This is a genomic window from Campylobacter concisus, from assembly GCF_002913945.1.
GTDB lineage: Bacteria > Campylobacterota > Campylobacteria > Campylobacterales > Campylobacteraceae > Campylobacter_A > Campylobacter_A concisus_P.
Genome location: NZ_POZK01000022.1, coordinates 43,006 through 66,346, shown reverse-complemented (window position 1 = coordinate 66,346; position 23,341 = coordinate 43,006). Strand labels below are relative to the sequence as shown.

24 protein-coding genes are annotated in these 23,341 nt (G+C 39.1%); 10 read left to right on the top strand and 14 right to left on the bottom strand.

Annotation, left to right across the window (positions count from 1 at the left end; all coding sequences use genetic code 11):
- The 3 genes from CYP64_RS05350 to CYP64_RS05340 form a co-directional block, all read right to left on the bottom strand.
- Positions 1 to 408, bottom strand: a 408-nt coding sequence (locus CYP64_RS05350; protein ID WP_103648955.1) for an Rrf2 family transcriptional regulator, incomplete at its 3' end; no start/stop codon positions are given.
- 114 nt (positions 409 to 522) lie between these two features.
- Entirely contained in the window at positions 523 to 1,158 is a 636-nt protein-coding gene (locus CYP64_RS05345) for an NAD(P)-dependent oxidoreductase (protein ID WP_103648954.1), read from the bottom strand.
- 30 nt (positions 1,159 to 1,188) lie between these two features.
- Positions 1,189 to 1,563, bottom strand: a complete 375-nt coding sequence (locus tag CYP64_RS05340; protein ID WP_103648953.1) for a cupin domain-containing protein — start codon at positions 1,561 to 1,563, stop codon at positions 1,189 to 1,191.
- 150 nt (positions 1,564 to 1,713) lie between these two features.
- Between CYP64_RS05340 and CYP64_RS05335 the strand changes: the two genes are divergently transcribed.
- The 7 genes from CYP64_RS05335 (at position 1,714) to CYP64_RS05305 (ending at position 7,707) form a co-directional block, all read left to right on the top strand.
- Positions 1,714 to 2,598, top strand: coding sequence for an ABC transporter six-transmembrane domain-containing protein (locus CYP64_RS05335; protein ID WP_103648952.1), 885 nt, complete (start codon positions 1,714 to 1,716; stop codon positions 2,596 to 2,598).
- Positions 2,576 to 3,496, top strand: a complete 921-nt coding sequence (locus CYP64_RS05330; protein ID WP_103648951.1) for a cation diffusion facilitator family transporter — start codon at positions 2,576 to 2,578, stop codon at positions 3,494 to 3,496. The genes CYP64_RS05335 and CYP64_RS05330 overlap by 23 nt, the downstream gene beginning before the upstream one ends.
- A 118-nt stretch (positions 3,497 to 3,614) precedes the next feature.
- Complete coding sequence (gene lepA / locus CYP64_RS05325; RefSeq protein ID WP_103648950.1) at positions 3,615 to 5,405, top strand: translation elongation factor 4; 1,791 nt, start codon at positions 3,615 to 3,617, stop codon at positions 5,403 to 5,405.
- 217 nt (positions 5,406 to 5,622) lie between these two features.
- Positions 5,623 to 5,853 (top strand): 2-hydroxymuconate tautomerase family protein, encoded by a 231-nt coding sequence (locus CYP64_RS05320; RefSeq protein ID WP_009294206.1) that lies wholly within the window; start codon positions 5,623 to 5,625, stop codon positions 5,851 to 5,853.
- A complete protein-coding gene (locus CYP64_RS05315) occupies positions 5,847 to 6,569 on the top strand; it encodes a hypothetical protein (RefSeq protein ID WP_087577142.1) in 723 nt (240 codons plus the stop codon). The genes CYP64_RS05320 and CYP64_RS05315 overlap by 7 nt, the downstream gene beginning before the upstream one ends.
- Before the next feature lie 11 nt (positions 6,570 to 6,580).
- A complete protein-coding gene (locus tag CYP64_RS05310; protein WP_103648949.1) occupies positions 6,581 to 7,138 on the top strand; it encodes a YajG family lipoprotein in 558 nt (185 codons plus the stop codon).
- Positions 7,138 to 7,707, top strand: a complete 570-nt coding sequence (locus CYP64_RS05305; RefSeq protein ID WP_103648948.1) for a ComF family protein — start codon at positions 7,138 to 7,140, stop codon at positions 7,705 to 7,707. The genes CYP64_RS05310 and CYP64_RS05305 overlap by 1 nt, the downstream gene beginning before the upstream one ends.
- Positions 7,708 to 7,765: 58 nt before the next feature.
- On the opposite strand, the gene CYP64_RS05300 is transcribed toward CYP64_RS05305, so the two are convergent.
- The 11 genes from CYP64_RS05300 to murJ all read right to left on the bottom strand — a co-directional run bounded on the left by CYP64_RS05300 (position 7,766) and on the right by murJ (position 19,637).
- The gene (locus CYP64_RS05300; protein WP_181001688.1) at positions 7,766 to 8,404 is read right to left on the bottom strand and encodes a YggS family pyridoxal phosphate-dependent enzyme; all 639 of its coding nucleotides are present in this window, start codon (positions 8,402 to 8,404) and stop codon (positions 7,766 to 7,768) included.
- Positions 8,401 to 9,510, bottom strand: coding sequence for an RIP metalloprotease RseP (rseP, locus tag CYP64_RS05295; RefSeq protein WP_103648947.1), 1,110 nt, complete (start codon positions 9,508 to 9,510; stop codon positions 8,401 to 8,403). Before rseP ends, CYP64_RS05300 begins: the two co-directional genes overlap by 4 nt.
- 76 nt (positions 9,511 to 9,586) lie before the next feature.
- On the bottom strand, positions 9,587 to 10,483 hold the full coding sequence (locus CYP64_RS05290) for a hypothetical protein (protein ID WP_103648946.1): 897 nt from the start codon (positions 10,481 to 10,483) through the stop codon (positions 9,587 to 9,589).
- A 2-nt stretch (positions 10,484 to 10,485) separates the two neighbouring features.
- Positions 10,486 to 11,031 (bottom strand): CDP-diacylglycerol--glycerol-3-phosphate 3-phosphatidyltransferase, encoded by a 546-nt coding sequence (gene pgsA / locus CYP64_RS05285; RefSeq protein WP_103648957.1) that lies wholly within the window; start codon positions 11,029 to 11,031, stop codon positions 10,486 to 10,488.
- Between the two features lie 31 nt (positions 11,032 to 11,062).
- Entirely contained in the window at positions 11,063 to 11,851 is a 789-nt protein-coding gene (locus tag CYP64_RS05280) for an enoyl-ACP reductase (RefSeq protein ID WP_103648945.1), read from the bottom strand.
- Entirely contained in the window at positions 11,851 to 12,720 is an 870-nt protein-coding gene (gene dapA, locus CYP64_RS05275; protein WP_219809699.1) for a 4-hydroxy-tetrahydrodipicolinate synthase, read from the bottom strand. Before dapA ends, CYP64_RS05280 begins: the two co-directional genes overlap by 1 nt.
- A 26-nt stretch (positions 12,721 to 12,746) precedes the next feature.
- Positions 12,747 to 13,988: a M16 family metallopeptidase gene (locus CYP64_RS05270; RefSeq protein WP_103648943.1), complete on the bottom strand. Its 1,242-nt coding sequence runs from the start codon at positions 13,986 to 13,988 to the stop codon at positions 12,747 to 12,749.
- 11 nt (positions 13,989 to 13,999) lie between these two features.
- Complete coding sequence (locus CYP64_RS05265; protein ID WP_103648956.1) at positions 14,000 to 15,073, bottom strand: quinone-dependent dihydroorotate dehydrogenase; 1,074 nt, start codon at positions 15,071 to 15,073, stop codon at positions 14,000 to 14,002.
- A gap of 53 nt (positions 15,074 to 15,126) precedes the next feature.
- Positions 15,127 to 16,851: an ABC transporter ATP-binding protein gene (locus tag CYP64_RS05260; RefSeq protein ID WP_103648942.1), complete on the bottom strand. Its 1,725-nt coding sequence runs from the start codon at positions 16,849 to 16,851 to the stop codon at positions 15,127 to 15,129.
- Positions 16,844 to 18,250: a cysteine--tRNA ligase gene (cysS, locus tag CYP64_RS05255; protein WP_103648941.1), complete on the bottom strand. Its 1,407-nt coding sequence runs from the start codon at positions 18,248 to 18,250 to the stop codon at positions 16,844 to 16,846. The genes CYP64_RS05260 and cysS overlap by 8 nt, the downstream gene beginning before the upstream one ends.
- Positions 18,237 to 19,637, bottom strand: a complete 1,401-nt coding sequence (murJ, locus tag CYP64_RS05250) for a murein biosynthesis integral membrane protein MurJ (protein ID WP_103648940.1) — start codon at positions 19,635 to 19,637, stop codon at positions 18,237 to 18,239. Before murJ ends, cysS begins: the two co-directional genes overlap by 14 nt.
- 123 nt (positions 19,638 to 19,760) lie before the next feature.
- On the opposite strand from murJ, the gene CYP64_RS05245 reads away from it, so the two are divergent.
- The 3 genes from CYP64_RS05245 to CYP64_RS05235 are packed head-to-tail and all read left to right on the top strand — an operon-like array spanning position 19,761 to position 23,298.
- A complete protein-coding gene (locus CYP64_RS05245; RefSeq protein ID WP_103648939.1) occupies positions 19,761 to 21,674 on the top strand; it encodes a flagellar assembly protein A in 1,914 nt (637 codons plus the stop codon).
- Positions 21,675 to 21,691: 17 nt separating this feature from the next.
- Complete coding sequence (ruvA, locus tag CYP64_RS05240; RefSeq protein ID WP_103648938.1) at positions 21,692 to 22,246, top strand: Holliday junction branch migration protein RuvA; 555 nt, start codon at positions 21,692 to 21,694, stop codon at positions 22,244 to 22,246.
- Positions 22,247 to 22,257: 11 nt separating this feature from the next.
- Complete coding sequence (locus CYP64_RS05235) at positions 22,258 to 23,298, top strand: D-alanine--D-alanine ligase (RefSeq protein ID WP_103648937.1); 1,041 nt, start codon at positions 22,258 to 22,260, stop codon at positions 23,296 to 23,298.
- Positions 23,299 to 23,341 lie beyond the last annotated feature (43 nt).

Sequence of the window (23,341 nt, the reverse complement as noted above, 5' to 3'; positions counted from 1 at the left end):
AATAAGTTCATCTAATAGATCTTGTAAAGTAATACTTCTTAAACTATCCTCTAAAGCTTCTTGTGCTTTTAGGAAGTGGGTGGTTAAGAGAGTTTCGATCTTGCCACCAAGCGGGCAGGCTTTAGGTGAGTCAGAGTGGATCTTAAAAAGTTTTTCTTTATCATTTACTGCGTTAAAAATTTGAAGCAAATTTATATCTTTTGGCTCTTTCGCAAGACTCACGCCACCAACTCCAGCTACGACATTCACGAGTCCTGCAGCCTTTAGAGTGCCAAGCAGACGCCTAACTATGACCGGATTTGTGTTTATGCTACCTGCTATAAATTCGCTCGTGACTTTCTCGTCTTTGAAAAAACAAGCTGCTAAAACTATATGAATCGCGGTTGAAAATTTGATCCCTACTTGCACAATCGTCCTTGAAATTTTCTCTGATTATACTTTAAATTTTTACTAAAAGCAGTTTATTTTTAGTTTAGATTTGACAAACCGGCTTTTTGTGCCAGCTATGTCAAATCTATAATTTTATGCTCGCTCGCTAACTGTCGTAAAGCGTTTTTGTATAAATTTTTTGTTTTTTAGTTCGTCTATGATTGCTATGGCAAGGTCTGCATAGCTTATATAGCTCTCATTTTTTGAGTTTAAGATGAGATTATCTCCACCAAGCACGTATTTACCAGTACGAGCACCATTTGCGTCGTAGTCGCCTGCTGGGCTTACGTATGTCCAAAGCAAATCGCTCCTGCCTTTTAGCTCAAAATAAGACTCCGCAGTCGCCTTTGCCACACCCATATATGCAGCCGGAAAGTCTGGCGTATCCATCACCATTGTGCCCTTGTCATCAACAAATAACGTACCAGCGCCGCCAACTACGATGAGCCTTGTGCTAGCGCCTTCTAGTAAATTTATAAGGTGAGCGGCCACTTTTTTGTGAAGTGGGAAGGTTTCTTCACTCCATGCTGCAAATGCACTGATCACTGCGTCAAAGCCAGCCAGATCAGTCTTTGTAAGCTCAAAAATATCTTTATAAACGACCTTTACGCTTTTGTTTTTATACTCTTTATTTCTAACGATCGCTGTGACGTCGTAACCTTGTTTTATGGCCTCATTTACTAAATTTGCACCGCTTTTGCCGTTTGCGCCTATGATTGCTATTTTCATTATTTCTCCTTTAAATTTTGTTTTTAAATTTTACAGCCAGCTTGGCTTTACGTCATCAACTATCACGCCGTCACTCATAGTGTATTGTTCTAGGCTACCTTTTTTACTTTGGATACATATCATTTTTATACCACTTTTGCCAGCTCTAAAGCACCTTTTACCCTCTGGATCTATGCGCACCGCATCTCCTTTGCTTACTTTTAGCACATCACCGTCGATGAAAAGCTCACCCTCACCCTCTAGGATGATGTAAAGCTCCTCGTTTTGCTTATGTGTATGGACAAATGGCACGCTTACATTTGCTGGAAGCTCGTTTATAGATACCTCACAGCCGCTTAAATTTAAAGCCTCTTTTAGCTCGACTCTTGGCTCGTTTGCGATCTTTGCAACCTGAAAATTTTTCATTTTGTTCTCCTTGTTTTTTGTTGTAATATTTTTATTTACAACTGATGAGCAAAGTATAATAATTTTTAGTTGTAATGTCAATAGTTACAACAAAAATTTTTCAAAATTTATAAATTTTGGCTAGAATTCGCGAAAATTTTAGGATTAAATTTGCAAAATAACGCCTTTAAAACGCTAAAGAGCATAGCGACCGAGCACAATAAAAATCTCATTTTGACCTTTGCTTTAGTGTTAGCAGAGAACGGACTTTTTCTTGCTTATCCGATATTTGCGGGCTTTGCGATAAACGCAATCATGCAAGGAAATACGTTAAATGCCCTCATTTACGCACTTTTTGTGCTCATAGCGTGGCTTGTAGGAGCCATTAGGCGCCGCGTGGATACGCAAGTTTTTGCAAATATCTACGCAAAGCTCGCCGTAAACGTCATCATGAATGAAAAACAAAACGCCAAAGACGACTCCGCTATCATCGCTAGAGTGGCACTTTCACGTGAGTTTGTAAATTTCTTTGAGACGCATTTTCCTATGTTTTTTACATCGGTTATTTCGATCATCGGCTCAGCGTTTATGCTCATTTTTGTCGAGTTAAAGGTCGCTGTGGCGTGCTTTGTCGTGATGATCGTTTTTCTTATATTTTTACCAAGATATATCAAGAAAAATGACGACCTTTATCTTCGCTTAAATGACCGCCTAGAAAAAGAGGCAAAGGTGATAGGTGTTTTTAACAAAAGCACGCTAAATAGGCACTACGATGTCGTTTCTAAATTTCGTATAGCGATCTCAAATAGGGAGGCAATGAGCTATTTTATCATCGGTATTAGCGCTTCGCTGCTCTTTTTGGTGGCGATAATAGTGCTAAGCTCGCAGCAGACAAATGCCGGCCACATCTACTCTGTGATGACCTATATATGGAATTTCGTCATCAGTCTTGACGACTCGCCAAAGCTCATCGAGGAATTTTCAAATTTAAAAGATATAGGCAAGAGGATCGACGCCCAAAAGAAGGATAATGATGCACAACAAGAGCGTTCTTAGAAATTCATTTTTTCTAATTTTCACGTTTATGATAGTTGAGGCCGTTTTTGGCTTCGTTTCAAACTCGCTTGCGCTTATTAGCGACGCATTTCACATGCTCTCAGACGTTGCCGCGCTATTTTTGTCACTCATGGCGCTTAAAATTTCAGAAAAAAGGGCAAATTTACAAAAGACCTTTGGCTACAAAAGGGTTGAGATCATCGCCGCTTTCATAAACGCCATCGCTCTTATCGCACTTGCAGTCTTTGTCGTAGTTGAAGCTATCATCAGGCTTTTTAACGAGCCAGAGATAGAGGCTAAAACGATGCTTTTTATTAGTATTTTGGGGCTTGTGGTAAATTTAGTCGTAGCCATTTATATGCATAAAAGCGCTGATACAAAAGAAAATTTAAACATGAAAGGCGCATATTTGCACGTACTTGGCGACACGCTTGGCTCAGTTGGCGCCATCGTCGCGGCACTTCTTGTGATGAAATTTAATTTCACGCAGGCCGATAGCATCGCAAGTATCTTTGTCTCGCTACTCATCATAAAAAGTGGCGCTAGCTTGCTAAAAGATAGCTTTAATATCCTAATCGAAGCCGTGCCGCTTAAGCTTGATACGGATGAAATTTTAGGCGTTATAAAGGGTGTAGATGGCGTTAAAATCGTGCATGACCTGCATATCTGGGCGATAAATGCTGGCACAAACGCGCTCATAGCCCACGTGGTGGTGGATGATGCGCTAAGCGTGGCTGAAATTTCAAAGATGATAAAGCGCATCGAGCACGAGCTTTCTCATGCAGGCATCGGCCATGTCACGCTTCAGTTTGAGAGCGAGAGCCTTGGGCACAAAGCTGGTCTCATCTGTGAGCTAAATGACGATGAAGGACATGAGCACTTTGGACATTGTCATTAAGATTTTTGAGAATAGAGCCAAGTTCTATTGGCGGGCTTATGATAAAAATATATTTATTGGCATTTAAATCAACTTTAGGCAAAATAAAGCCCAAATTTTAGTAAAAAGTAAAGCTTATATGAAAAACATCAGAAATTTTAGCATTATCGCTCATATCGACCACGGCAAAAGCACGCTTGCTGACCGCCTCATACAGGAGTGTGGCGCCGTCAGTGACCGTGAGATGAGCAGTCAGATCATGGATACAATGGATATCGAAAAAGAGCGTGGCATCACGATAAAAGCCCAGTCTGTGCGCCTAAACTACGCACTAAATGGGCAAAATTTTGTTCTAAATTTGATAGACACTCCGGGTCACGTCGACTTTAGCTACGAGGTGAGCCGCTCTTTGGCTAGTTGTGAGGGCGCACTGCTAGTCGTGGATGCTAGCCAGGGAGTGGAGGCACAAACCATTGCAAACGTCTATATCGCACTTGAAAATAACCTAGAGATCATTCCAGTCATCAATAAGATCGACCTACCTGCGGCTGATCCTGCTAGAGTAAAGGACGAGATCGAGCATATCATCGGTCTTGACTGCTCTGGAGCGATTGAGGTGAGCGCAAAAAGCGGCATCGGCATAAAAGAGCTGCTTGAAGCGATTATCACGAGGATCCCTGCGCCAAATGGTGATGCAAACAAGCCCACAAAGGCACTTATTTATGATAGCTGGTTTGACAACTATCTTGGCGCACTTGCACTTGTGCGTGTTTATGATGGTGAAATTTCAAAAAATGATGAAATTTTAGTCATGGGAACAGGCAAAAAGCACATCGTGCTAGATCTCATGTATCCAAATCCTATCGCTCCTATCAAGACAAAGAGTCTTGCCGCTGGCGAAGTAGGCATCGTTGTACTTGGACTTAAAAATGTTAGTGATGTCCAGGTAGGCGATACGATTACACAGGCAAGAAACCCGTTAAAAGAGCCAGTAGGTGGCTTTGAGAGGGCTAAGCCTTTTGTATTTGCCGGACTTTATCCGATCGAAACTGATAAATTTGAAGATCTGCGTGACGCACTTGATAAGCTAAAGCTAAATGACAGCTCTATAAGTTACGAGCCAGAGACCTCGGTAGCGCTCGGATTTGGTTTTAGGGTTGGCTTTTTGGGTCTGCTTCATATGGAAGTGGTAAAAGAGAGGCTGGAGCGTGAATTTGACCTAGATCTCATCGCAACAGCGCCGACTGTAACTTATGAAGTAATACAAACAGATGGTATAAATTTAAAAATTCAAAACCCAAGCCAGTTGCCGCCTGTAAATAAAATAGACTCTATCCTTGAGCCATACGTGAAGGCTACTATCATTACGCCAAGCGAGTTTTTGGGCAACATCATCACGCTTTTAAACAACCGCCGTGGTATCCAAACAAAGATGGACTACATCACGACTGACCGCGTGCTGCTAGAGTATGACATACCGATGAACGAGATCGTGATGGACTTTTACGACAAGCTAAAGTCAAGCACCAAAGGCTACGCGAGCTTTGATTATGAGCCTAGCGACTACCGCGTGGGTGATCTGGTAAAGCTAGACGTCAAAGTGGCTGGTGAAACAGTCGATGCACTCTCTATCATCGTGCCTGAGAGCAAGGCGCAGACAAAGGGCAGGGACTTTGTAAAGGCGATGAAAGAGATCGTACCTCGTCAGCTCTTTGAAGTAGCGATACAAGCGAGCATCGGCAACAAAATAATCGCCCGAGAAACCGTAAAATCAATGGGTAAAAACGTCACAGCCAAGTGCTATGGTGGCGATATCACGCGTAAGAGAAAGTTGCTTGAAAAGCAAAAAGAGGGTAAGAAGCGTATGAAGGCCATTGGAAAAGTGAATTTGCCACAAGAAGCCTTTTTGAGCGTTTTAAAAATAGACTAACGGCTTATCTTTTGTGCCCTTTTGAAAGAGTTGGTAAAATTTTGGCTTAATGAACTATCTGTTCTATCTGCGCCAAAATTTCACGTCACAGCTTTCAAAATCATCACAAAATATTTCGCCTTATTTCGAGGTGGCGATACTGCCGCAGCAAGTATCTTATTTTAGTGGATAGATTTTGATTAAAATTTAAATGCTAAATTTACAAAAAAGGAAGCATATGCCATTTGTGAAAATTTGTGTGACAAAAGAGGGTGATAGCCCAAGTGTGGAGCAAAAAGAGAAGATGATAAGCGGAGTTACAAAGCTAATAAGCGAAATTTTAGGTAGAAGCGCTCAAAATACCGTTGTTATCATCGACGAGATAGACACTAATAATTACGGTATAGCAGGAGAGAGTGTGAAAAATCTCCGCAAAAAACAAAAAGAGCAAAAGGAAGTAAAATGCTAAGAACGACATTATTGGCAGTTTTTGCAGCTATCTTTCTAACTGGCTGCGTGGCTAAAGCTAGCCTTTGTCTATCGTGTGAGGGAATAGATGGCGTGCAAAGTGCGAGCATAAACAGCGAAGATAAGATGTATTTTGAAGAGGTTATGAGGATACCGGCTGATTGCAGTGCTTGTAAAGGCAGGGGCGATGGTCTTTTTATAAATGGTGTTAAATACAAAAGTGATGTAGCAATAAACTGCTGCTTGGAAAAAAATATGATCGATACTAATGTTGGATTAAAAAAGGTTTATTTCCACAGGATCGTCGATGCTAGAAGTAGTGCAAGATCGATATATTACACAGGTGTTGAAGGAAATACTGCAGTTTTTAACTCAAACCCACGCCTTGAAGTGCTTTTTTACATGTTTTTGCAGCGTGAGTTAAATTCTCGCGGGATCGTTGTTGTCGATACTCAAACATCGCCTTACACATATAGGCTTGATTTTAGATTTGACGAGCTTAGAGGAAGCTACTCAGGAAGTTCAGAAATTTTAAATGGACATCTAAATGGGCTTCTTATTCTTTCAAATATAAATTTCAAAAAAACGTTACCTATCTCGACTAGGCACCATGTGGAGAAGCTAGAAGCGTCAGAGTCTGGTCAGTTTGACTTTTTTATCGCACTTTTAGTTAAACAAGCTGCGATAAAAGTAGCCGATGAGATCACTAAACTTTAAAAGGAAAAACGATGAATAAATTTAAATTTTTAGCTATTTTTGGACTTTTTGTTTTATTTTTAACTGGTTGTGCACCAAGTCAAAGTGTTGTCGCATTTGATCCATATAAGGCTGCTGCGAGCCAGCAAAATAGCGGCTTTGAGGCCTACATAAGCGCAGTGCATGATAACCGCAAAAATAAAAGTACCATTGCTACGATCACTGATAGCAAAGGTACCGTAAAAGAATATGTCGTGCTTCAAAACGATCTTGCTACTTATTTTAGTGATTCGCTCAAAAAAGAGCTTATGGCGCGCGGTGCAAATGTAAATGGCATGGGTGGCGTTTTAGTTGAAATTTTTATCAACGAGTTTGAAGCAAATATGAGCGGATACGGTACTGATAATACAAAAGGTAATATTAAGATTACACTTAAGATCCAAAAAGGCGATCAAAGTATCGTTAAAAATATTTCAAATAATCAAACCAAATTTGAGTTAATTCCCACAGGTGGAGCATTTAAATCATTCTTAACTGAGATCATAAATGATGCCATCAAACGCACTGCAATTGCTATTTTAAATAGCTAATGTTTTGTGCGTTTTGCAAGAGCTTTACGCTAAATACATTTTGTAAAATTTGCTCACAAATTTTAAGCGAGCTAAGCCCGATAGTAAGAGAACTAGAGGGCTTTAAAATTTATAGCTTTTACGGCTACTCTGAAATAAAAGAACTCATCCACTCCAAGCACCAAATGCACGGATATTTTATATATAAAAACTTAGCTAAATTTGCATTTAATCAATTTGCTAAAAGCTTTAGCTTACCGGAGAAAGTCTATGCTCTGCCGATAGATGATAGAGTGCATCACGGCTACTCGCACACGGCCATTTTGGCAAATGAGCTAAGGGCTAAAAATCTAAAGCCCATATTTCATGCACTGCACGCAACCAGTAAGATCAGCTATAGTGGCAAGGATTTGCAATTTAGACAAAATAATCCAAGAAATTTTAAAATCCTAAAAAAGATCACTGCGCCAGTTATTTTGGTAGATGATATCGTAACCACTGGTACAACGATACTTGAGGCTAGAAATACTCTAGAAAAAGCTGGCGTAAAAGTACTTTTCGCTCTAGTTTTGGCTGACGCTAAACATTAATTTAGTAAAAATTTATCAGTCTCCAGCAATAGTGACAAATTAGGCAAAAGCGATAAAATTACAAATAAAGCATTGTCCCAAGGCGGATCATATTTGAGCCGCATTTTATCGCTAGCTCGAAGTCACTACTCATACCCATCGAGCATATAACTGCACCTTTTGGCCTTAGACTCTCGTAAATTTTATAAGTTAGTTCAAAGCTCTTTTGAATCTCTTTTGGCTCATCCACATGCGCTCCGATACTCATCACACCTTTTAAATTTATATTTTTGCACTCGCTTTGGATACGCTCATAAATTTCTACCGCATTTGCTACGCTTACACCTTGCTTTGTATCTTCATCAGCCGAGTTTATTTGAAGCAAGGTGTCTAGCTTGTAGTCGAGTCTTTTATCGACCTCTACGGCCCTTTCAAAGCTATCGCAGCTTTGCCAAAGTGTGGGCTTTAGGCTTACCATTTGATTTATTTTGTTATTTTGCAAGCGGCCGATCATATGCCATTTTATATCAGTAAAATTTTGCAGTTCTAGCTCTTTTTTGGCTAGCTCTTGGACTCTATTTTCGCCAAAATTTCTTTGCCCTTGCGCGTAAAGCTCTCTTACTTCAGCACTTGTGACATTTTTGCTAACAGCAATTAGCGTCACGTCTTTGCTTAAATTTTCGATCTTTTCTAGTAGTTCTTTTAAAACTATCATCATAAACCTCCGCTTAATCTTATAATGTCATTAAAAGTCGCAAGCACCATTATGCCAAGCAGTAGCGCCCAGCCGCAGTAGGTAAGAGTAACAAGCACTCGCTCATTTACCTCGCGTCTAAAAATTAGTTCATACAGGTTAAAAAGTATGTGTCCGCCGTCAAGCGCTGGGATGGGGAATAAATTTAAAATACCTAAATTTACTGAGATTAAAGCGACGATCGTCAAAAGTACGCCAAGACTTATTTTTGCGGCTTTTGAAGTAACATCAGCGATCTGCACGATACCACCGACCTCTTTTAGTGGCACATCTCCAACGACTAGCTTTTCAAAGCTTTTAAAGATAAGCTTTGAAGCCTCTATGGTCTCGCCAAAAGCAAATTTTAGGCTCTCTAAACCTGTGTGATAAATTTTCACCACTTCGCCATTTGGAGAAATTCCGATCAATGGTCGCTGCACCTTTTCATTAAATAGATTTATCGTCTCGCCTATCTTTGGTGTTAAATTTATAGTCATTTGCGAGCCGTTGCGATCTATCAAAATGGTGCTTGGCTCAAGCTTTACATTTTTACTGATCTCATCCCACTCGTTTATCTTTACGCCATTTATTGCTAAAATTTTATCATTTTTAGCTAGTCTAGCGCTCGCAGCTGCCGAGCCTTCAGCTATGTGGCCTACACTTGGTGCAAGTCTTTCAACTCCGATAGATCCAAGCAAAATGTATATAAAAAATGCTAAGATAAAGTTAAAAAATGGTCCAGCAAAGAGGATGTAAATTCGCTTTATAGGGCTTAGCACGTTGTAGCTGTCCGCGTCGTAGTTTTTAGCTTTTGGGTCGGTATCGTCTTGACCTTTTAGCTGTACGTATCCGCCAAGTGGGATTGCGCTTAGGCAGTAGTCGGTGCCGCCAATATTTTTGGTGTAAATTTTCTCGCCAAATCCAATACTAAAGGTGTTTACCTTTACGCCAAGCGTTCTTGCTGCCAAAAAGTGGCCAAGCTCGTGAAAAAATATAAGAAAACTAATGGCCAAAACAGTCACTAAAAAATAAAACGAATACGCATAAAGCCCAAGGCAAAGCAGGACTAGTGTGAAGAAAATGCCTTTCAAAACTTACCTTTTTTTGAAAAAATTGATGAGATTTTAGCCAAAGTTTATAAATTTACTCTCAAATTTGCCTTGCCATCTAGGCGAAAATTTCTCTTAGCCAAGAGAGTGTTTTGGCTCTATTTAGCCCTTTGCTGAGGCTAAAATAAGTTTTGTCTTTATCATCTAGGTCAAATTTCAAATCAAAACGTGACTTTACTTGATCAATGAAAGGCTCTAAATTTAAAATATCAGGGCGGGGCAAAATATCTTTTGGCAGCTCTTGCAAAAAGCTCATGCCATCATCGTTAAAATTTATTCTAGCCCTTGGCACAGCGTCGTTTCTAAGCTCTATCTCAAATGTGTGATCATACACAAATGGTGCAAAAAGGCGAATTTCTAAGTGAAATTTACTGGCTAACCCCTCATCACTTAAGCCTTGATTGCTAAACCAGTAGCCAAAATTTACAGCATTTAGCGAGATATTAAAATCATAAGGATCAGTAGGACTCACGCCTATACGGCGCAAAAGCTCATATATAGGCAGTTTTGCTTGCAAGCTATCATAATAGTCATAAAGCTTTGCAAGCAGCGGATGCGAACGACCGGCCTTCTCTTGCAAGCGTAAAATTTCAAAGATGTATCTGTGGGCAAACGAGCGGTGCGATACCGAGCGAGTAGCTTGCATGCTTAGATAGTCTAAAATGTCAGGGCTTTTTGAAAAGCTCATCGCGCTCCAAATGCCACGCAAAGTCTCTATGTCGTTATCAAACGTATCAAATTTATCTGCATGGGTTTTGTCGTATTCTAAAGCGCAGCTTAGTAAAAATTCGTTTAGCTCAGGGCTGATCACACCGCCGATCTTTTCTAAATTTTTAGCATCGTGATAGAAATTTGTGTTGATGATCTTTTGATTTAGTTTTTTTGCTTGTTTTTGTAGCGCTGGCTCTAAAATTGCAGTGCGTTCTAAAATAATCTCTTGCAGGTCGTAGCTCAAATTTAACTCTTTTTCATCGCTTTTACATAGGCAAAGACGTATTCAAATCCAGAATAAAGCGTAAGCGCAACAGCTATCCATAGCAAAAGCTCGCCACCAGGCCAGCTCATCAGCAAAAATCCAACCGCAAACATCTGCGAGACTGTTTTTACCTTGCCAGCCATCGAAGCTGCGACTTCGACGCCATCACTTGCCATCACGACACGAAAGCCAGTTATAAAAAACTCTCTTATCAAGATAAGATAAACAGCCCAAGCGCTCGCTCTGCCAAGCATCATGAGACCCAAAAATGCAGCAAGAATTAGCATCTTATCAGCTAGTGGGTCAAGGATGGCGCCAAGCTTGGTCTTTTGATCCCAGCTTCTAGCGATGTAGCCGTCAAAAAAGTCGGTCACCGAGGCGATCACAAAGATGAGGGCTGCGAAGTAGTTTATCCAGCTTATATGAATTTGCGTAAAAATTTCTGGCGCATTTACGAGCATAAAAAACATAAGCGGAGCTAGCAATATCCTAAAAAATGCCAACGCATTTGGTAAATTTAAACTCACAAATATGCCTTTATGCTTAGAAATTTCACTCTCATTTAAAAGTCGTGCCGCCATCTATTATAAATGTATGTCCAGTCACCCAGCTAGCCTTAGACGAGCATAAAAATAGACATGCTCCGGCTAGGTCAGTCGGCTGTCCCATGCGGTTTAGCGGGCTAAGCTTTGCTGTCATATCGCGCACCTCTTCGTAGTTGGTAAAGGCTCTTAGTGCATCTGTCTCGATAGGGCCGCCACTTACGACGTTTACACGGATATTTTTCTCGCCAAGCTCGGTCGCAGCGTATCTTGCCATGGCTTCAACGGCTGCTTTTGCTGTGCCATGACCTGCGTAGTTTTCGATATATACTAAATTTCCAGTCGATGATAGGCTGATGATACTGCCGCCACCAACTTTTTCTATACGTTTTGCAGCTTCTTGGGTGCCTACGACAAAGGCATTTACTGTTGCTGTAAAGATATTGTTTATGCCTCTTGGTTTTAGCTTCATAAATTTAGTGTATCCGCCAGCTACTGCGCGACCTGAAATAATTGCATTTGATATAAAAAAATCAATCCTATCAAAGTCCTCGTCTATCTTTAAAAATAGCTCTTTATAAGTCTCTGGCTCGAGGATATTTAGCGCGTAGGCTCTTGCTTTTATCTTGTAAGTAGCCTCAAGCTCTTTTGCCTGCTCTTTTGCAAGCTCTTCGTTTGAGTTATAGGTAAATGCTATGTTTACGCCAGCTTTTGCAAATTCTTCAACTATGGCTCTACCGATACCTCTAGTGCCGCCACTGATAACTAGCGTTTTACCTTTAAATTCGTTTAGTGTGTCCTTCATTAAAATCCCTTTATTTCATAATTTTTTATTACTTCTTCGATTTTTTTAAAATTCTCTTTACTTGGTTTGCAAAGTGGCAAGCGGTACTCCAAAGAGTCGATGAGTCCGGCTAAATACATCGCTGCTTTGATTGGTATCGGATTGCTTTCGCAAAAGAGTGTTTTATTTATCGTGTATAGATTGTCGTTTATTAGTTTTGCTTTTTTGTATTCTTCGTTCATTGCAAGGTGCGTAAGCTGTGAAATTTGATCTGGCAAGAGGTTTGCAGTAACTGAGATAACGCCTTTGCCCCCATTTGATATGATAGGATAGTTGATCGCATCTTCGCCGCTAATGACTACTAAATTTGGCTCGTGAGCTAGCAGATCTACGCATCTATCGATACTGCCTGTAGCCTCTTTGATACCGTAGATATTTTTACACTCTTTAAAAAGCCTAAAAACGGTAGATGGCAAGATATCCACGCCAACTCTGCCAGGGACATTATAAAGAAGCACAGGAATTTCAATGCTATTCGCAATGGCCTTGTAATGCTCATAAAGTCCTTCTTGCGTTGGTTTGTTGTAATAAGGCGCAACTGAAAGGATGCCATCAGCACCATGAGCTTGGGCAAATTTAGCGATACCAATAGCCTCGTGAGTGGCGTTGCTACCAGCACCAGCAAGCACTTTGACGTCTGTACCTTTGCATGCATTAACAGCTATTTCGATACAAATTCTATGCTCATCATGAGTTAGAGTTGCACTCTCGCCAGTGGTTCCTACTGGTACGACTACATCGATGCCATGTTTTATCTGTCTTTTTATCAGTTTCTCAAAGCCAGCTTCGTCTAATTTTTGATTTTTAAATGGCGTAATGAGTGCTGTCATCGCACCTTGAAGCGAATTTTCCACATTTATTCCTTTTTTAAAATTATTGTCGTGCTAGTTTTTTCATTAAAATATCTATTTGCTATATCTTTTAAAAGTTTTGCATCAATTTTATCGATACTTTTTTCAAGTTCATAAAGTGGCTTTATATCGCCTCTAGCAAGGTACGAGCCGTATAAATTTGCAACCTTACTTGCACTTTCAAACGAATAGATAAAGTCGCTTTTGATTAAATTTTTAACTCGCAAAACATCGTTTTTGTCGATAGGTTTGTTTTTAATATCCTCTATAATCTTTAAAATTTCAGCCTCAACTGCAGTTGCCTCGACATCCGGGTTACAAATTGCTAAAAATATAAATAAATTTTCATCAACACAGCTCATATTATAAGCGTAAATTTGATTTACAAGCATTAGCTCATCGACTAATTTTTGCTGTAAAACCGAGCTTTTGCCAGTAGCTAGATATTCACTGATCGCATTTAGACCTACTTGATCGGCGTGTTTAAAATTTGGGATTTTGTAAGCGATCGCTAGCATTTGTGTTTGGCTATCTTTGTAGATAATGGCTCTTCTAGCCCCATCTTGCTCAGGTTCTTTACAGTGAGTTTTTGGGATGGCTCTTTTATTTTTTATGCCACTAAAATTTTTCTTAGCTAGCTTAAATGCCTCATCCTTGTCGATGTCGCCACTTATCATCAAAATGGCATTTTTTGGTTGATAGTATGTAGTGTGAAATTCTTTTATGTCGCTAATGTTCCAGTTTTCGATATCTTTTATAAAGCCTATCGGCGTCCAGTGGTATGGATGGTAGATAAATGCGTGGTTGTAGAGCCTAAAGTAGAGATATCCCATAGGATTGTTGTCTGTTCGCCACCTGCGCTCTTCGTGCACTACGTCTCGCTCTGGTTGAAATTCTTTGTCTTTTAGGCTTAAATTTTTCATAAGCTCAGCAAAAAGACCAAGCGTTTTGTCTAAATTTTCATTTGAAGCTTTTATAAAGTAGTGGGTGTAGTCAAAGCCCGTACTTGCGTTATTTACGCCACCAAAACCCTTTACGATCTCGTCAAATTCGCCAGCACGTAAATTTTTAGTTGATTTGAAATTTAGATGCTCTAGCATGTGGGCGATACCACTTTTGCCCATCACTTCGTTTCTTGAGCCAACTTTGTAAAAGACATCGACGCTTATCACTTTTGAACCAGGATTTACTGGTACGTGATAAATTTCAAGTCCGTTTTCTAGTTTAAATTTATTAAATTTTATCAATCTTTTGCCTTTTATTTTTTAACATCTATGCCGACCGCTTCGCTAATAGAGGCAAAGCCATCTCTTTTTAAAAGTTCTAAAATTTCTAAATTTATATCTCTTGTGATCATCGGCCCTTTAAAGATAAAGCTTGTAAAAATTTGCACTAAATTTGCTCCCATTTTTATGCGTTCATATGCTTCTGCACCGCTATCTATGCCGCCACATGCGATAAGCGTCGTCTTGCCATAAAGTTCGTCTGCCACGGCTTTAAAGATCTCTTTGGACTTTTGAGCGATCACCTTGCCACTTAGTCCGCCAAAATCCTTTAAATTTGACGAGTGAGAAAGTGTGTAATCAACGCTTGTATTCGAGACAAGCACGCCGCTAGCGCCATTTTCTACCGCGCAACTACAAAGCCTGATCGCATTTTCGTGACTCATATCTGGAGCGATTTTGAAGATGATTGGTTTTTTGGTAAGTGATAAAATGACACTAAAAAGCTCTTTTATGAAGCTCTCATCTTGCAAGGCTCTCAAATTTGGAGTATTTGGCGATGAGACGTTTATGACAAATGTGTCGCAAATTTCACTAAATTCTTTTACTAAAATTTCATAGTCTTTTATCGCATTTTCATTTGGTGTGACCTTATTTTTGCCGATGTTTGCCCAGATTGGTATGGTGAAAGGATAGATCTTTTTTACTCTATTTTTGATAGCCTCACAGCCGTCGTTGTTAAAACCCATCGCGTTTTGGATACTCTCTTCATCTATGAGTCTAAAAAGTCTTGGTTTGTCGTTGCCAGGCTGCGGTTTTGGTGTAAATGTGCCAAATTCTAAGTGCCCAAAACCAAGGGCTGTTAGCGCCTCAAACATCGTGGCGTTTTTATCAAAGCCGCCAGCTATGCCAACTGGGTTGTGGTAAGTGCTTGAAAATAAATTTTGTTTTAGTGCATTGTCATCGACCACGCATTTGTGCGCTAAAAAGCTTAGCGAGCCAGGGAAGATTTTATTTGCCCCAACCATCGCGACTTCAGCGATCTTGTGGGCAGTTTCAGGGTCAAATTTAAAAAAAATAGATTTTAAAGTATCGTAGTTTAAGCTCATTTTAACCTCTTTAAAATGCCTAAAAATTTCTGCAAATCTTAGCAAAAATCGCCTTAAACTAAGGCTTTGCCCTTAAGTCTTGCATAAATTTCATTTCTCTTGCTAAGCTCCTCGTCGCTTCCACTATCAATGATCTTGCCATCGCTCAAAACTGCGATCTTATCGGCATTTTCAACAGTGCTTAAGCGGTGAGCGATGACAAAGATGATCTTTTTGCTTCTGAGGTTGTTTATCGCCTTTGTGATCTCTTTTTCGCTCTCGTTATCAAGTGCTGAAGTGGCCTCGTCAAAGATGAGAATTTGCGGGTTTTGATAAAGCGCTCTAGCTATGGCGATACGCTGTCTTTGACCGCCTGAGAGGTTGGTACCAAATTCGTTTAAGATAGTATTTATGCCATCATCAAGCTTGCTTACAAATTCATAGGCATTGGCTAGCTTGAGAGCGTTTATCACGGCATCTTCGTTAAATTCTCTGCCATAAGCTACGTTTTTAGCAACTGTGTCGTTAAAGATATAGACACGCTGTGTTACAAGGCCGATATTTTGGCGAAGTGAGTGGATCTTGATATTTTTTAAATTTGTATCATTTATTAAAATTTCGCCGCTATTTACGTCGTAAAATCTCATGAGCAAATTCATGAGTGAGGTTTTTCCGCCGCCACTTGAGCCAACGAGGGCTATAAATTCTGACTTATTAGCCTCTAAATTTATACCTTTTAAGACCTCTTTGTCGCCGTAGTTTAGGCAGACATTGTTAAATTTGATAAGTTTTATCTCTTCACTTAGCTCTTTTTCGCCATCTTTTATCTCGCTTACTTTATCCATCAAGAAAAAGGTTCTCTCGCTTGCAGCAACGGCGTCTTGCATCTTGTTGTATATATTTACGATGCGCTTTAGTGGAGTGTAGAGCATAAAAAGTGCAGTTAAAAACGAAAAGAAAGCACCCATGTTTATGTTACCATCAATAACATCTTTGCCACCTACGATGATAACGGCTGCGACACCAATAGAGCCTATCGTCTCCATTAGCGGGCTTACTACCTGCTCAATTTTTACGGTTTTAAGATTTAGTTTAAAAAATTTATTATTTTCATCAACAAAGCGTGAATGCTCGTATTTTTGGGCGTTATTTGCCTTTATTATCTCGATATTTGTAAAAATTTCACTCAAAGCTGAAGTGATATCAGACGTCTTTTCTTGTGACTTTTTGGAAATTTTCTTCATCTTTTTTGCAAGACGAGAAATCGGATAAATCGCTATTGGCATAACTACAAGTGCAAAAAACGCTAGCTTTGGGCTTTGATATATGACTACACAAAGTAGGCCAATGATCGTTATAAATTCCCTCGCTAATTCAGGTATCATGCTTGAGACTATCGATCTTATGCGGTCGATGTCGTTGATAGTTCTACTTATTAGCTCGCCAGTTCTAAAGGTGTTAAAAAAGTCCATATCTAAATTTATGAGGTGTCCGACTAGCTTTTCGCGAAATCTCCTAATCGTATCTTGTCCGATATATGCCGTAAAATAGGCCTGCATAAAGGTTCCTATATTTTTTAACACATAAATAGCAATAATCGCACATGGCAGCATATAAAGCAATGTTTCGTTTTTTTCAACGAAAATTTTATTTAATACAGGCTCCACTAGATACGCACTGACTGCTGTTCCGCCACTTGCGAGAGCCATGCCGATGAAGGCTATGATAAAGTGTGGAATGTAGTCTTTAAAATATGGGCCAAAGCGTTTTAGCACATCTTTTAAGCCAAAGTTATTCATTATTTTTCTCCCAAACTGCGCCATTTGGCGTATCCATGATAGAGATATTTAGGCTGGAAAGCTCATCTCTTATCTCATCAGCCCTTGCAAAATTTCTCTCTTTTTTGGCTATCGCGCGCTCATCAAGAAGTCTTTGGATGTGCTCTTTTTGCTCATCACTTACACCAAATTGAAAATACTCCACATAATCTGTGCTAGCAATGCCTAAAATTTCACTTATCAGCTCTAAATTTGCCACTATTTCGGACTTATAGACTTTATCTTTTGGATTTGTGTCAAGCCTTTCATTTGCTGCTTTTATAAACTCATCAACACTTGCAAGTGCTTTTGAAGCGTTTAGATCATCACTTAGTGCTTCAAGTAGCTCATTTTTAAAGCTTTCATTTACAGCACCTGCTACAGCACCTGCTTGCACGCCATCGACTCTTTTTTTGAGGCGATAAATTTTATCAAGCCTCTTTTTAGAAGCGCTTAGATCCTCATCTGAATAGTTAAAGTGCGCTCTGTAATGACTCGTAAGCAGATAAAATCTAAGCACTTCACCATGTACGTACTGTAGCGCATCTTTTACGAAAAAACTGTTATTTAGGCTCTTGCTCATCTTTTCGTTATTTACTTTTATAAAGCCGTTATGCATCCAGTATTTGCTTAAATTCTTGTGATAAGCACATCTGCATTGGCTAGCTTCATTTTCATGGTGCGGAAAGAGTAGGTCGATGCCACCAGCGTGGATGTCGATCTCAAATTCTTCATTTGCTTTATCGCTTAGAAATTCTCTTATCATAGCCACACATTCAGTGTGCCAGCCAGGACGACCCTTGCCAAATGGACTCTCATACCATTTTTCGTCAAATTTCCAAAGCACAAAGTCTTTTTCATCTCTTTTTTCACCAAAACTTGCCACGCGTGCAATAAGATCAGTGTTATTATCCTTGCCGCTAATGCTAAAATATCCACTATCCTTGCTCGTATCAAAGTAAATTCCATCACTGGTTTTATACGCCGCCCCTTTTTGCATAAGCAGTTCGATGTAGCCAATGATCGCCTCCAAGCACTGCGTAGCCTTTGGCTTAAAGTCTGGATCAAGCACGTTTAGAGCCTTCATATCGCTCTCATAATGCTCTATATATTTGTTTGTGATCTCTTCTAGGCTTTGGCCGGTTTGTGCCATTTTGTTTAAAATTTTATCGTCGATATCGGTGTAGTTTCTTGCAAATTTTACCTTGTAGCCAAGCGCTTTTAATGCCCTTCTTAAAAGATCAAAGCTAACGGCTGACTTTGCATGTCCCAAATGCGCGTCGTCATAGACCGTTGGACCGCACAGATATATGCTAACTTCACCTTCTTTTATCGGGCTAAATTCTACTTTTTCTCTTTTAGAAGTATCAAAAATTCGCATTAAATGTATCCTTTAAAAATGTTAAACCAAAATAGAGCAAAACCGCTGCAGCAGCGATAGCGACTATAAATTTAGGCTCGATTATAGCTAAAAATCTCTTAGCTCCAAAGGCTCTTATGTATAAAACAAGCTGTAAAAATCCCCCAAGCGAGCTTGCAAATGCAAGGCCAGCTGCTCCAAATTTCTGCATCAAAATGACAGCTAGGATCAAATTTGTCACAAGACAGATGATAGAAATTTTTGCTGCATCTTTTTGTTTCATATTTGCATAAAGCCAAAGTGAGAAAATTTTAGCTAGTCCAAATGGCGTGAGCCCCACTAAATAGGCACTTAGCACCTTGGCACACTCAAGCGTGTTTGCCCTTGTGAAATTTCCCCTCTCAAACAAGAGCCAGATGATAAATTCGCTCAAAACCACACCTGCGATCGTGGCGGCTAGCAGGGCGCAAAGGAGCAGATAAAAGCTCTTTTTCGTCCAAACTAGGGCGTTTGCTTCGTCTTTTTGCTTTAAAAGCCTAGTGATTTTAGGGAAAAGTGCCTGAGAGAGTGCGATCGCAAAGATGGCAAGCGGGAGCTGAAAAATTCTATTTGCATAAAAGAGATAGCTTATCGAGCCGCTTACCAAAAAGCTAGCCAGCCAAGTGTCCATAAATGCGCTTATTTGCATCGCACTTGAGCCAAGTAAGCCGTGGTAGAAATTTACAAAAAAGCCCTTTGTCGAGGCTCTTTTGCCCTTAAAATATCCCTTCAAGCCTCCCCAAAAGGCTCTATTTAGGCTGTTAAATTTCATTGCCAGTAGATGAACAAAGACTTGCAAAACTCCGCCTGCAACGACGCCAAAGCTAAGATAAAGTGCGACCATGCTCTCGCTCTTGCCACGAGCTAAAAGTAGCGATGCGATCATGGCTAAATTTAGCAGTGCAGTAGAAAACGCAGTCGTTGCAAAGTGCCCTTTATACTGAAGCAGTGCACCTATGAAAGTGACGATATAAACAAGGGCTAGATAGTAGAAATTTATGCGCACAAGTGGCACTGCATCTGTGATATTTTGTTCACTCAGACCGCTTGCGATGATCTTTATAAAATAAGGCGTAAATAAATTTACAAAAAGTGTCAAAACGCCTATAAAAAGTAGAAATTTGATGAAAATTTCAGCCTGAAAGATCGCTTTTTTCTTGCTATTTGTAAAATTTGGTAAAAATGCCTGCGTAAAGGCGCCCTCGCCAAAGATACGGCGAAATAAATTTGGGATTTTAAAAGCGATAAAAAAAAGATCGCTAAATATGCCAGCTCCAAGGATAGAAGCTGTTAAAAGGTCTCTTATAAGTCCAAGAATTCTTGAAACCATAATGCCAACCGAGTTTGAAAAAAAGCCTTTTATAAACATCGCCTGCCTAGTAAAAATTTAAAACGCAATAGTAACAAAAGATGCTTTAAAGCTTACATAACCCAAATTTAATAAAATTTTAGAGATAATAAGAGCCAAAAATTTATGTGAAATGGATCAAATTTGAGCGAAAACGTGCAAGAAAACGAGAGATTTTTACCACCAACACAAATTCAAACTTCAACACCTTATATATCGCTTAAAGAATTAAGCAAGCAACACAGCGTACCGGTAGAATTTATAGATTTTAAAATTTTAGACATTTTGACTTATTATAAAAATAAAGATAATGAAGAGCCAGTTTTTGTCCCTGAAGAAAATTTAGACTTTTTTGATGATAATGCTTTTTATCTTGACGAGACACTAGAGATCGAGCAGGTCTATGACGTGGAATTTTTTGATGTTAGGCTAAATGCTGTACCAAAGCTTCCAAAGATAGAAATCGGTGTAAATTCAACGGTTACAAAAGTAGTCGCAAAGGTAAAAGCCACAAAAGATTGTGAATACGAACAGCATTACGAAGATAAACTTTTTGAATACATCGCCAAACAGCTTATGAAAGCTCAAATTTTAATAGGTATAAGGATCGGCAAACTAAAAGATGAGTTAAAACAAATCGCCTCGGTTGTGCATGTAAAGGGCGAACTTGATAAAGACTACATGCTAAATATAACACAAGGTATAAATCCAAAAAAAGCTACCGATGCAAAGATACTTTACTACTACAAAGATAAACTTGATGCAATAAAAGAAGAAGATAAGGTTGATTACGCTGATAGAGGTTTTGTTTTTGGCGTGGCACAAGATGAAGTGATAATGGAAGAGAAAAAGTCTCACGAAGGGCAAAATGGCCGTGATGCGAGGGGTAAATTATTAGCAGTAGAAAAGCCAAAAGAAGATACTGGCAAAGAGATAAGTATAAGCGAAAATATAGAGAGAGTAGAAAATGACGATAGCATAATATACATCGCTAAAAAATCAGGATATGTAGTTGAGAAAAATGGCTCATTTGATATTGAAGAGCGCATAGAGATAAATGAAGCAAATTTTAAAACAACTGGCTCTATTCAAGCAGGCACTGATACAAATGTGACTTTGGTGGTTAGAGAAACTGACACTATAAAAGATGCCATCGGTACTGGTATCATCGTGGAGGCTGACGAGATCGAGGTAAAAGGAAATGTCGGTGCAAATGCGATGGTTAAAGCAAATGAAGTAATAATCGGCGGTCAGACACACCAAAAGGCTAAAATTTATGCAAAGAATGCAAAAATTTCTATCCATATCGGTAAGGTTGAAGCTGAAAATGTCGAGATAGATAGGCTAGAAGGCGGAAATGTCGTAGCAAAAAGGGTTAAGATAAATAGCGTCGTTGGTGGCTCTATAACCGCTCAAAATATCCAAATAAATACGCTTGGCTCAAACTGCACTATCACAGCTTCACACTTAATAGACGTAAGATATCTAAGAGGCACTGACAATAAATTTATAATCGATACCAGTAAAATGCCTGAAAGTGCGGAGGCTACGCAAGAGCAATTAAATAAGATCGAATATACAAAAGCAGAGCTTGCTTCGCTTCTAAAAAATATTGAAACAAAGAAAAATATCATAAATGAAAATAAAGACTCGATTTATACCATAAAAGCAAAGGTAGAAGAGCTCTCAAAAGCTAAAGTGATACCGCCAGTTACCTTTATGAAAAAGCTAAAAGAGTATCAAGGTCTAGTCAATGAATACAACACTTTGCTAAAAATTTTTAGAGATAAAAAAGATTTATTAGCTACTCTAAAAGATGAGCTTGAGATCATGCAAAATGGAATATTTTCTGCAAAAGTGATAAATAGAGGCAACTGGGTTGAATTAAATGAGATTAGATTTGTTATCGTTGATCCTCCACAAAATGTCACTTATATCTCAAAGCAAAATGAAACCGCTCATGCTATTACTTTAGAGAAGATCGGCGATGGCGATGAGGCTGAGTATAAGATCAAAAAGTCAAATAAATTAGAAGACTACACAGATACAAATTTTTAAGAATAAAAGGTTAAATGATGATAAAAGCGATCGAAGGTATTGTCAGCAAAAAAGATCCCGCATTTGTGATACTTAAGACAAATAGCGGCGTAAGTTATGGAATTTTTATCTCACTTTTTTGCTCAGCCAAGCTTAGCAAGGGCGAAAAAGTCGAGCTTACCATAACGCAGATCATAAGAGAGGATGCAAATTTACTTTACGGCTTTTTAGACGCAAATGAGCAAAAGATGTTTGAGATGCTAATAAAGCTAAATGGAATAGGGGCAAGTACGGCTATGGCAGTTTGCTCAAGTCTTAGCTCACAGGCATTTACAAACGCCATAATAAGCGGCGACGCTGACACTTTTAAAAGCGTGCCAGGCATCGGACCAAAGACTGCTAGACGCATTATAGCCGAGCTAAGCGACGCAAAGCTAATAAGTGACGAGAGTGTGCCAAGCTATCAAAATGAGGCACTTTTGGCACTTGAGGCGCTTGGCTTTAAACGTGAGAAGATAGTAAAAATTTTGCCTGAGTGTAAGAGTGAAAATACGAGTGATCTTATAAAAGAAGCATTAAAGAAATTAGGATAAGGATTAAAAAGATGAATTTAGGCGTGATATTTGGAGCAAAGAGCTATGAACATGAGATAAGCATAGTTAGTGCGATAGTTTTAAAAAATGTCCTAAAACAAGAGCTAAAATTTATATTTTGTGACGCAAATAGAAATTTTTATCTTATCGAAGAGAAAGATATGAGAGCAAATTTCTTTAGCTCAGGCAAGTACAAAAATTCAAAAAAGCTCATTTTATCTAAAGGCGGATTTTTCATACACTCTCTTTTTGGCGATAAAAAAGTAGAGTGCGATGTCATTATAAATTTGATCCACGGCATGGACGGCGAAGATGGCAAGATAGCGGCACTTTTTGACTTTTACGGCATAAAATATATAGGTCCAAGGCTTGAAGTAAGTGCGCTTAGCTACAACAAAGAGCTTACTAAATTTCTAGCGCAAAAAGCTGGCGTAAAGGCGCTTGACTATGAGATGCTAACTCGTCAAAGTGAGCCAAAATTTCACTATCCTATTATCTTAAAGCCAGCAAGACTTGGAAGCAGCATTGGTGTAAACATAGTGCATGACGCCAGTGAGCTAGCTTATGCAAAAGACGTAGCATTTGAGTTTGATAAGGATGTGCTTGTCGAGCCTTTTATAAAGGGAGTAAAAGAGTACAACCTTGCAGGCTGTAAGATAGATGGGAAGATAAAATTTTCTATCATCGAAGAGCCAAAAAAGAAAGAATTTCTTGACTACGAGCAAAAATATCTTAGCTTTTCAAATGAAAACAAGGTAAAAGAGGCTGAAATTTCTGAAGAGCTAAAGCAAAAGCTTAAATTTAACTTTTCAAAAATTTATGATTGTGGATTTGATGGAGCGATCATTAGATGCGACTTTTTTGTGATAGATGATGAGGTCTATCTAAATGAGATAAATCCAAATCCAGGAAGCCTTGCAAACTACCTATTTGAAGATTTTGAGAGCACTTTAAATGCTCTTGCAAACTCACTTCCAAGAGAGCGTAATATAAAGATCGATTATAGCTTTATAAACTCGATCACTTCAGTAAAAGGTCGCGGGAAAATTTAGACCATTTAGTAGATTATAAAGTAGTTTGTGATATTTTACGTAA

Coding starts and splice junctions, on each gene's coding strand:
- CYP64_RS05305 (WP_103648948.1), top strand. CDS start 7,138: ATGTTTTGTGCGTTTTGCAAGAGCTTTACGCTAAATACATTTTGTAAA.
- ruvA (WP_103648938.1), top strand. CDS start 21,692: ATGATAAAAGCGATCGAAGGTATTGTCAGCAAAAAAGATCCCGCATTT.
- CYP64_RS05320 (WP_009294206.1), top strand. CDS start 5,623: ATGCCATTTGTGAAAATTTGTGTGACAAAAGAGGGTGATAGCCCAAGT.
- cysS (WP_103648941.1), bottom strand. CDS start 18,250: ATGCGAATTTTTGATACTTCTAAAAGAGAAAAAGTAGAATTTAGCCCG.
- CYP64_RS05345 (WP_103648954.1), bottom strand. CDS start 1,158: ATGAAAATAGCAATCATAGGCGCAAACGGCAAAAGCGGTGCAAATTTA.
- CYP64_RS05300 (WP_181001688.1), bottom strand. CDS start 8,404: ATGATGATAGTTTTAAAAGAACTACTAGAAAAGATCGAAAATTTAAGC.
- CYP64_RS05340 (WP_103648953.1), bottom strand. CDS start 1,563: ATGAAAAATTTTCAGGTTGCAAAGATCGCAAACGAGCCAAGAGTCGAG.
- CYP64_RS05280 (WP_103648945.1), bottom strand. CDS start 11,851: ATGAAGGACACACTAAACGAATTTAAAGGTAAAACGCTAGTTATCAGT.
- dapA (WP_219809699.1), bottom strand. CDS start 12,720: ATGACAGCACTCATTACGCCATTTAAAAATCAAAAATTAGACGAAGCT.
- CYP64_RS05260 (WP_103648942.1), bottom strand. CDS start 16,851: ATGAATAACTTTGGCTTAAAAGATGTGCTAAAACGCTTTGGCCCATAT.
- CYP64_RS05265 (WP_103648956.1), bottom strand. CDS start 15,073: ATGAGCTTAAACTACGATACTTTAAAATCTATTTTTTTTAAATTTGAC.
- lepA (WP_103648950.1), top strand. CDS start 3,615: ATGAAAAACATCAGAAATTTTAGCATTATCGCTCATATCGACCACGGC.
- CYP64_RS05330 (WP_103648951.1), top strand. CDS start 2,576: ATGCACAACAAGAGCGTTCTTAGAAATTCATTTTTTCTAATTTTCACG.
- CYP64_RS05235 (WP_103648937.1), top strand. CDS start 22,258: ATGAATTTAGGCGTGATATTTGGAGCAAAGAGCTATGAACATGAGATA.
- CYP64_RS05315 (WP_087577142.1), top strand. CDS start 5,847: ATGCTAAGAACGACATTATTGGCAGTTTTTGCAGCTATCTTTCTAACT.
- murJ (WP_103648940.1), bottom strand. CDS start 19,637: ATGTTTATAAAAGGCTTTTTTTCAAACTCGGTTGGCATTATGGTTTCA.
- CYP64_RS05310 (WP_103648949.1), top strand. CDS start 6,581: ATGAATAAATTTAAATTTTTAGCTATTTTTGGACTTTTTGTTTTATTT.